The 7,676-nt window shown below is 38.6% G+C and carries 9 protein-coding genes; all 9 read left to right on the forward strand.

The window, feature by feature from the left end:
* Window positions 1-41: 41 nt before the first annotated feature.
* Window positions 42-995 (forward strand): hypothetical protein, encoded by a 954-nt coding sequence (locus PCORN_RS15905; RefSeq protein WP_149024393.1) that lies wholly within the window; start codon window positions 42-44, stop codon window positions 993-995.
* 159 nt (window positions 996-1,154) lie between these two features.
* Window positions 1,155-1,460, forward strand: a complete 306-nt coding sequence (locus tag PCORN_RS15910) for a hypothetical protein (RefSeq protein WP_149024394.1) — start codon at window positions 1,155-1,157, stop codon at window positions 1,458-1,460.
* Window positions 1,438-2,295, forward strand: coding sequence for an MATE family efflux transporter (locus PCORN_RS15915; protein WP_149024395.1), 858 nt, complete (start codon window positions 1,438-1,440; stop codon window positions 2,293-2,295). Before PCORN_RS15910 ends, PCORN_RS15915 begins: the two co-directional genes overlap by 23 nt.
* A gap of 23 nt (window positions 2,296-2,318) precedes the next feature.
* Entirely contained in the window at window positions 2,319-3,050 is a 732-nt protein-coding gene (locus PCORN_RS15920; protein WP_159102626.1) for a YveK family protein, read from the forward strand.
* A complete protein-coding gene (locus PCORN_RS15925; protein WP_036082378.1) occupies window positions 3,047-3,730 on the forward strand; it encodes a CpsD/CapB family tyrosine-protein kinase in 684 nt (227 codons plus the stop codon). The genes PCORN_RS15920 and PCORN_RS15925 overlap by 4 nt, the downstream gene beginning before the upstream one ends.
* Before the next feature lie 21 nt (window positions 3,731-3,751).
* Window positions 3,752-4,402 carry an acetyltransferase gene (locus PCORN_RS15930; RefSeq protein WP_036082380.1) on the forward strand — a complete coding sequence of 217 codons (651 nt, stop codon included), beginning with the start codon at window positions 3,752-3,754 and terminating at the stop codon, window positions 4,400-4,402.
* 163 nt (window positions 4,403-4,565) lie between these two features.
* On the forward strand, window positions 4,566-6,152 hold the full coding sequence (locus PCORN_RS15935) for an immunoglobulin-like domain-containing protein (protein WP_036082382.1): 1,587 nt from the start codon (window positions 4,566-4,568) through the stop codon (window positions 6,150-6,152).
* Window positions 6,153-6,309: 157 nt separating this feature from the next.
* A complete protein-coding gene (locus PCORN_RS15940; RefSeq protein ID WP_036082384.1) occupies window positions 6,310-7,023 on the forward strand; it encodes a WxL domain-containing protein in 714 nt (237 codons plus the stop codon).
* 84 nt (window positions 7,024-7,107) lie between these two features.
* A partial coding sequence (locus PCORN_RS15945; RefSeq protein WP_036082386.1) for a DUF916 domain-containing protein occupies window positions 7,108-7,676 on the forward strand: 569 nt, incomplete at its 3' end.

Consider the following 7,676-nt stretch of genomic DNA (forward strand, 5'->3'; position numbering starts at 1 on the left):
GGCCACTCCTGAAAAACTCGAACTACATGATGTACGGTCTTATGCTTATACTAGTTATCGTTAGTCTACTAGCATTTCCAAGTGTGATCAAGAAAATTGGCTTCTTTGTTCCAGGAACAGCTGGATCGCTGGAAAATACTTCGACGATCGCGACCCTAATTAGCTTTCTATTCCTAGTAGCCAAGCAAATCCTGTTTTTGTTGCTGACATGGCTTTGCTATATCAAATACCAAGATACAAGCAAAATAAAATATGTCTACCTAGCATGTTTATTATTATTTCTCAACATTGGGACATTTATCGGTACGAACCGCGCGGATATAGTTATCACCTCCATCGCATCACTTCTTACGTTCAGACTTCTATTTCCAGCCTTTTTTAAACGTGTATTGCTTAGTACGGCCATTATTATTCCAGTCATGCTAACGGCAATAGCCTCTTTCCGCAAAATTTCTTCCATATCAGAAGGGGCTAGCAAGTTAGTCGATTACACTGATAAAATGCAGGTCTATCTAGCAGGCCCATATAATGTGGCGATTGCACTGGAAGCAAAAGATCTTTTTCCAGAAGCAGGAAATCTAAGCGTGCTGTTCTATGATATTTTTCGACCCATGTTGGGTGTAGGCTCACTGATCTCCGATTGGTCAATCAACTATTCTTCCATCTATTTCAACGAGCGTTATTTTTTCTCCGATCACATGACACAGATCATCCCCATGATTGGGCAAGGAAATTTATTTTTTGGTCTTATTTTTGCCCCAGTAATTGGCGTACTTGTCATCGTGTTTGCTTACTATCTACAAGATAAAATAAAACAGACGCAACAACTAGAAGTTTACTATATACTCACCTATGCTTGTGCCAGATTGGGTATGATGCCAGGGCAAAATATTACTATCCTCATCAATGACTTAAGTTTTAGCCTCATTCTATTCTTGATGTTTTACTTCTTGAATAAACATGTCCGATTTCGACCCGTAAACTATCAAAAATAGAGGAGAAATAATGCATGAAGATCTTAAAAAAAAGTGTTGTCCAGTCCATATGGTATGACATTGTTCAAAAAAATTATCATCATTCTTACGGGATTACTGTCTATCGTTTTCATGACCCGTTACCTGGGGCCCACACTGAAAGGTGAATATGCAGTTTATATGAATGCAGTCAATATTGGTGTGTCGGTTCTGAATATGGGAATTTCGCTTGTTTACGTGAACTATAAGCGGCGGGAAACAAGTGTGCGTCAGTTCGAAATGACATTTATTGCGCTATCATTGGTTCAATATGTGATCTTTATCGCTATCGCTCTGCTCATGTATCTCGTCGGACAACCTATCGATTACATCATGATTATGGTTTTGATTGCGCTTAACGTCCTCGGTCTCCAAGTGACACAGATCAATTTAGTAGAAAATATCAAAAAAAAATACCGTAATCGTGATTTCAACCGCCATTTCTAATATGGTTTTGACGGTGATTGTATACTTTATTGCACCATCATATGTGTTTATCGCTCTACTCGTGTATGCCATGAAAAATATCGTGCCAATCATTATGACACTCATGGCTATTCGTAACACAGAACGAGTAGATGACCAACGACAACGAAAAAGCATCAAGTTTAGCGAATGGCCTAAAATCATGAAACAAGGTTTTCTACCCATGTTAGTTACGTGTCTCATCGCCTTAAATTACCGCATGGACATCTTATTCCTAGAGTGGTTCCATGTCGCCGCATTTGATGTAGGTATGTATAGTACAGGGGTTCAGCTCGCCGAATATGCTTGGATGCTACCCGATATTTTCAAAGACGTCATGATGAATAAAAATGCTAAAAAAGATGCCATCGCTAGCCTGACTTTTTCCATTAGAATGGCGATGACACTCGTACTTTTATTTATCCTTTTCATGGCCATATTCGGCAAGTATATCATTATTTTCCTTTTTGGAAACGCATTTGCAGACGCGTACCTCACTACATTACTCATGTTTCTGGCAGTGCCGTTCATTATCTACTCTAAAATTATAGGCACCCTGTTTATCGCACAAGGGAAAATGGGCTTTTACCTAGTAACGCTTATTATCAGTGTCCTCGTCAATGCGGGGCTCAATATCCTCTTGATTCCATGTTGGGGAATCATTGGTGCTGCGGTTGCATCGATCCTATCCTATACTATTTGCGGTATGATGTGCGTGCTTTGGTTTAAAAGGAAATATATGTTACGTTGGACAACCTTATTTATTATCACCAAGAGCGACTACAAAAAAATACGAACATTTTTAAATGGAGAATGAAGCAAGTGAGAGGAGATAATTTTTTGACAAATCATACAACTATCATTTCAATTGTAGAGATATTAGAGATCATCAAGAAGAATATGTGGATTATTCTGACAATTTTCGCAGTGAGTTTTGGAGCCATGTTTTCCTTGGTAAACTATGTATTAAAACCAGAATACAGGGCAACTACGCAAATATTAGTGGTGCAAAATACTGAAAAAGAAGAGGCCAATCTTCAAAATTCGGAAGTACAGGCGAATTTGCAAATGATTAACACATACAGCTCAATGCTAAGAAGCCCGCTTGTATTAAATGAAGTAAGTCATAAATTTAACGATCAATATTCCGTGGGAAGACTAAAGGATGAAATAGTTGTGGCTAACGATCAGAATTCACAAATTTTAAATATTCACGTGGAGGATAAAAATCAAGCGGTAGCGGTAGCAATTGCGAATCAGGTCGCCCGCTCCTTTAAAGAGAAATTACCTGAAGTGATGACGGATAAGACGGTCACGATCATGTCTACGGCAGAAATGTCAGAGCAGACACAACCTGTATTTCCTAATAAACCGTTAATGTACCTGCTCTCCATTGTTATTGGAGCTATACTTTCTATCCTCATCTGCTTTATTAAAAAAATGATGGATACAACCATTAAAACAGAAGAGCAAATAGTAGAGAAACTCAATCTCGTCGTTTTAGGCATGATATCGAATATACCGAATAGCCAAACCAATACTGATGGAGGCTTCAAAAATGAAAAAAAATGAAAAAAATGAAAAAAGATAGTAAAAGAAAATTGATTACCGTTGCCAATCCAACTTCGATGATTTCAGAAGAGTTTACATCTATCAAAACAAATATCGAATTCGCATCCATTCAAACTGAAAAAAAGGTGTTAATGGTGACCTCGGCTGAACCAGATGTAGGGAAGTCATTAATTGTTTCTAATTTAGCCGTTGTATACGCGAAACAAAACAAACGGACACTACTCATCGATCTGGATTTAAGAAAGCCTGTACAGCATCACATGTTTCATTTTGGAAGAGCGAAAGGTATTACGGGATTGTTGTTAAATGAGGCTTGCGATTCACGAGAAGCCATCCGACCGACCGAAGTGCCAGGTTTAGATCTACTACCAGCAGGGGTTATTCCGCCGAATCCGACGACCATCCTAAATTCCAATGCTTTGCTAGATATGGTTAAAAAATATAGAGACCAGTATGATCAAATCATTATTGATGCACCACCCGTACTAGTGGCATCAGATGCCCAGCTTATCGCAAGGTTTACAGACGGTATTATTTTTGTGATTAAGAGCGGAAGTTCTGAGTATAAAAAAGTAGAGAAAGCTATTGATTTGTTACATCGGACAGGCAACGAAATAATTGGGACCGTACTAAACAGACCCTCTATTGAAGCTGAAAAAGCGTACTACACGTATAAATAAAAAGATACAGGAGATGATGAGATGTTGAAAGAACTAGTGGTAATTGGAGATGGCAGCGTCACTAAAATGGTGCGAGAGATTATTGCACTTCAAAAAGAATACCAAATTATCGCGATTTTGGATGATAGCTTGAAAGAAGCGTATGTTGCAGAAGATGGTATCTATTTTGGACCGCTAGCGAATAGCCGTTTTGTGGCATCAGGTTCCTATTTTTTCATTGCAGTAGGGAATAACGAGGCGCGTCAGAAGATTTTTAAGCAATTAAATAAAGGACAAGAGCAATTTCCTAACATGATTCATCCAGCAGCGCTTATTTCTCCAAACGCCAAAATTGGGTATGGTAATTTTATTATGGCGGGAGCAATTATCAATGTAGATGCATGCGTAGGTAATCAAACCATTGTCAATTCGGCCAGTATCATTGGACATGATGCGGTATTGGGGGACTTCACGCAAGTTTCACCAGGCGTCGTGATTACTGGGTATGTACAATTGGAAAATGGAGCATATATCGGGGCAAATGCGACGGTGTTGCCGGATGTTGTTGTTTCTCTATGGGCCATAGTCGGCGCAGGTTCTACGGTCGTTAATGATGTAGACGAATATACTGTTGTTGTTGGGACTCCAGCAAAATATTTAAAGCAACGAGATAGTCAGCTACAAATGAATTAGTAGAATATACATTGTTTGCGTTGGGAGCATTAAGGTGACTAAAAAACATCTATTCCAAATTTATTTTTCATGAATATAAAGTGAGAATTTGAGTTTGTTTATATATAGTTAAGGTCTAGAAATATTTGAGGTCAAAAAAAACAAGTTAGAAGGGAAGAAAAACATGAAAAAGAAGTTAAGAAATTGGGGGCTTACTTTTCTTGTCATTTTTTTGATGAGTTCACAGTCCGTATCACCACTTGTAGCTAAAGCAGAGAACAGTGGGATGGAGGCGAATAGCAAACCGGTAATAACTGCAGAAAATAGGGTTATTACAAAAAATGAGAATTTCCAGCCACTTATGGGTATTAGTGCTTTTGATGAAGAGGATGGAGATATCACAGAACGTATTGAAGTCGTTAGCAACAATGTGAATATCGCAATCCCAGGTGTATACTCAGTTTTATACAGAGTTACTGATTCGACTGGGTTGGTTGGGACTAAACTAGCCACTATTACAGTAGTAGCTGCAACGAATCATAAGCCGATTATTCATGCGCAAAATCAAATCGTAGAGGCTGGGAAAACATTTAATACTTTGGACAATGTGACGGTTATGGATGAGGAAGACGGAGATATTACCCACCGACTTACAGTTTTAAGTAGTAATGTTAATACAGAGATACCAGGCGTTTACTCTGTACTGTATAGTGTTACTGATTTTGGCGGGGCTAAAAGTACGGAGCAAATTACGGTAACGGTAGTCGAAGCTAGCGATCAAAAACCAATATTGTATGCGCAAGACCAGATAGTACATCAAAACACCTCTTTTAACGCATTAAAAGGTGTGACCGCTTATGATAAAGAAGATGGCGATTTGACTGGAAAAATTGTAGTACTGAGTAATAATGTCAATACAGATAAACTCGGTGTTTATGAAGTGCTTTATATGGTCACAGATTCAAAGGGGGCGCAGACTTCCAAATGGATTAGTGTTACGGTTCAAGGCGCTACGAATCAAAAACCGATTATTTACGCACAGAATCAAACGGTGGAACAAAATGCCCAGTTTGATGTAATGAATAACGTTACGGCTATCGATTTAGAGGACGGCAATATGACAGCAAGGATTACTGTTCAGCAAAACACAGTAAATACGGAGGTTTTGGGTACATATATGGTTGTTTATACAGTTGTAGATTCTCAAAATGAGTCTACCACTAAGAACGTTTGGATAACGGTTATACCTAAAATTGTTTCAACGACAATCGAACGAGTGATGGATACGGATACCAGTGTGTCGGGAACCGGAGAAGCAGGAGAGTCTATCGAAATCAGAAGTGGAACAGTAGTTATTGCAAATGGTCAGGTGGGTAGTGATGGATACTATCATTTTGTAATTGAGAAACAACCAGAAGGGGCGATTATTAAAGCAATCGTTACCAAATTATCAACTGGACAGACATCTCATGCCAGCACGCGTGTGGAGAAATTTATTCTTATTGATAAGCCAAGTATTGGAACAAATCCAGTGTACGATGTGACAACGCAAGTAACAGGATTCGCTCAAAGTCCAGCAAGAAAAGTGAGGGCTCATTGGAATGGTTTTATTATTGGGGAAGCAACAGTTGACGATAACGGTAGTTTTGTGATGGATATTCCTGCGTTAATGGCAAACCAAACGATTACTTTTATTGCCCAAGATAATCGTGGAAATAGTAGCGAACCGTATATTGTGATAATCAAAGCGGCAACAATAATGATTCATTGACATACATTTCCAAATTATTATTTTTTCTAAAAATCTTTTTTCAAACAAGGACAGTGAAAAATATATCTGCCGTATTCATAGTATTATAGATTTATCAGCTAGAGCAGTACGCGATACATTAAACACTGTACCCCAAATTTGAGAGGAGAAAAAATTTATGAATTTCAAAAAATTAGTAGTAATCACAACAATCACGGCAGGTGCACTATCTGCATTTACAGCAACAGCATCGGCAGCAGAATCAACAGGTACTTCGCAAGCGGGTATTAACTTCACTGAGGGAGTAGGACCTACATTTCCAGTCGACCCGAGTGACCCTACAAAACCACTTGATCCAAATGATCCATTAAATCCAACTGATCCAGAAACAGGTAATACTGGATCATTGACGTTAGATTATGTATCTTCTATGGATTTTGGTGAACAGGAGATTTCATCTTCAATAGAAACCTACTCATCCACATCGATACGCCCATTTATTCAGGTGACTGATCGTCGTGGCTCGGGTACAGGTTGGGCTGTTACAGCTAAAGCAAGCGAATTTAAGGATGAAGAGGGTAAAGCTTCATTAAAAGGGGCGGAAATCGCGCTTAAAAATGCTGAGATTAGTTCAGCTAGTCACACTGCGGCCAAACCTAGCTCAGAGCAATTAATTGAACTCTCAATGGATGGTGTAACGGAAGCAAAAGTTGTATCAGCAGGTGTTGATGAAGGTATGGGTACGTGGGTGAATCGTTGGTTCGGCGATACACCAGAAGAGGCTGGTTCTTTAAATGACAATGTACAACTGACTATTCCAGCTGGAAGTGCAACGGTTGGCGCGCATGAGGCAAAAGTAACGTGGACACTGACTGACGCTCCAGAAGCTTAATAGTAGACTCCTAGTAGATTCCAGAAAAGTGATATTTTGGGATCTACTATTTTTCATTTCAAATTAAAGTAAGGAGAGGTTTTAATGAAAAAAGCATTTTTAGTAATCAGCCTTATAATGTCTGTTGTAATGCTTGTATTGAACAGTGGGGACGGGATCGTAAATGCAGCAGAAGGTGATGTAGGGTACTCAGTCCAAGCCGTGATTCCAGAAAATCAAATAGATAAAGAGAAGACTTACTTTGATTTGCAAATGAAACCAGGACAACAACAAACCTTAGAGATAATAGTTCAGAATGGCGGAGCAGAAGAAATCGATGTAGCTCCGGTTATCAATTATGCATCAACAAATAAAAGTGGAATTATCGACTACTCACAAAAAAGCACAGAAAAGCGCGATAAAAGCTTGAAAACAGCTTTACCAGATATAGCTAAAATAAAAAATGGTGAAGAGATACTTACTGTACCAGCAAAGGGTTCTAAGAAAGTAGAAATAGAAGTAACAATGCCAGAAAAAAGCTATGATGGGATTATTTTAGGTGCAGTTCAATTTAAAAAGGTAGACAAGTCTAATGATGAATCTAAAAATGAAGGAATTTCTATCCAAAATGAATATTCTTACGTAGTAGGTGTTCGTTTATCAGAGACGAAGCA

The organism is Listeria cornellensis FSL F6-0969 (assembly GCF_000525855.1).
GTDB lineage: Bacteria > Bacillota > Bacilli > Lactobacillales > Listeriaceae > Listeria_A > Listeria_A cornellensis.

Excerpts from the sequence above, each read along its gene's own strand:
- PCORN_RS15905 (WP_149024393.1), top strand. The coding sequence starts at position 42 with ATGCTTATACTAGTTATCGTTAGTCTACTAGCATTTCCAAGTGTGATC.
- PCORN_RS15910 (WP_149024394.1), top strand. The coding sequence starts at position 1,155 with ATGAATGCAGTCAATATTGGTGTGTCGGTTCTGAATATGGGAATTTCG.
- PCORN_RS15925 (WP_036082378.1), top strand. The coding sequence starts at position 3,047 with ATGAAAAAAATGAAAAAAGATAGTAAAAGAAAATTGATTACCGTTGCC.
- PCORN_RS15930 (WP_036082380.1), top strand. The coding sequence starts at position 3,752 with ATGTTGAAAGAACTAGTGGTAATTGGAGATGGCAGCGTCACTAAAATG.
- PCORN_RS15935 (WP_036082382.1), top strand. The coding sequence starts at position 4,566 with ATGAAAAAGAAGTTAAGAAATTGGGGGCTTACTTTTCTTGTCATTTTT.
- PCORN_RS15940 (WP_036082384.1), top strand. The coding sequence starts at position 6,310 with ATGAATTTCAAAAAATTAGTAGTAATCACAACAATCACGGCAGGTGCA.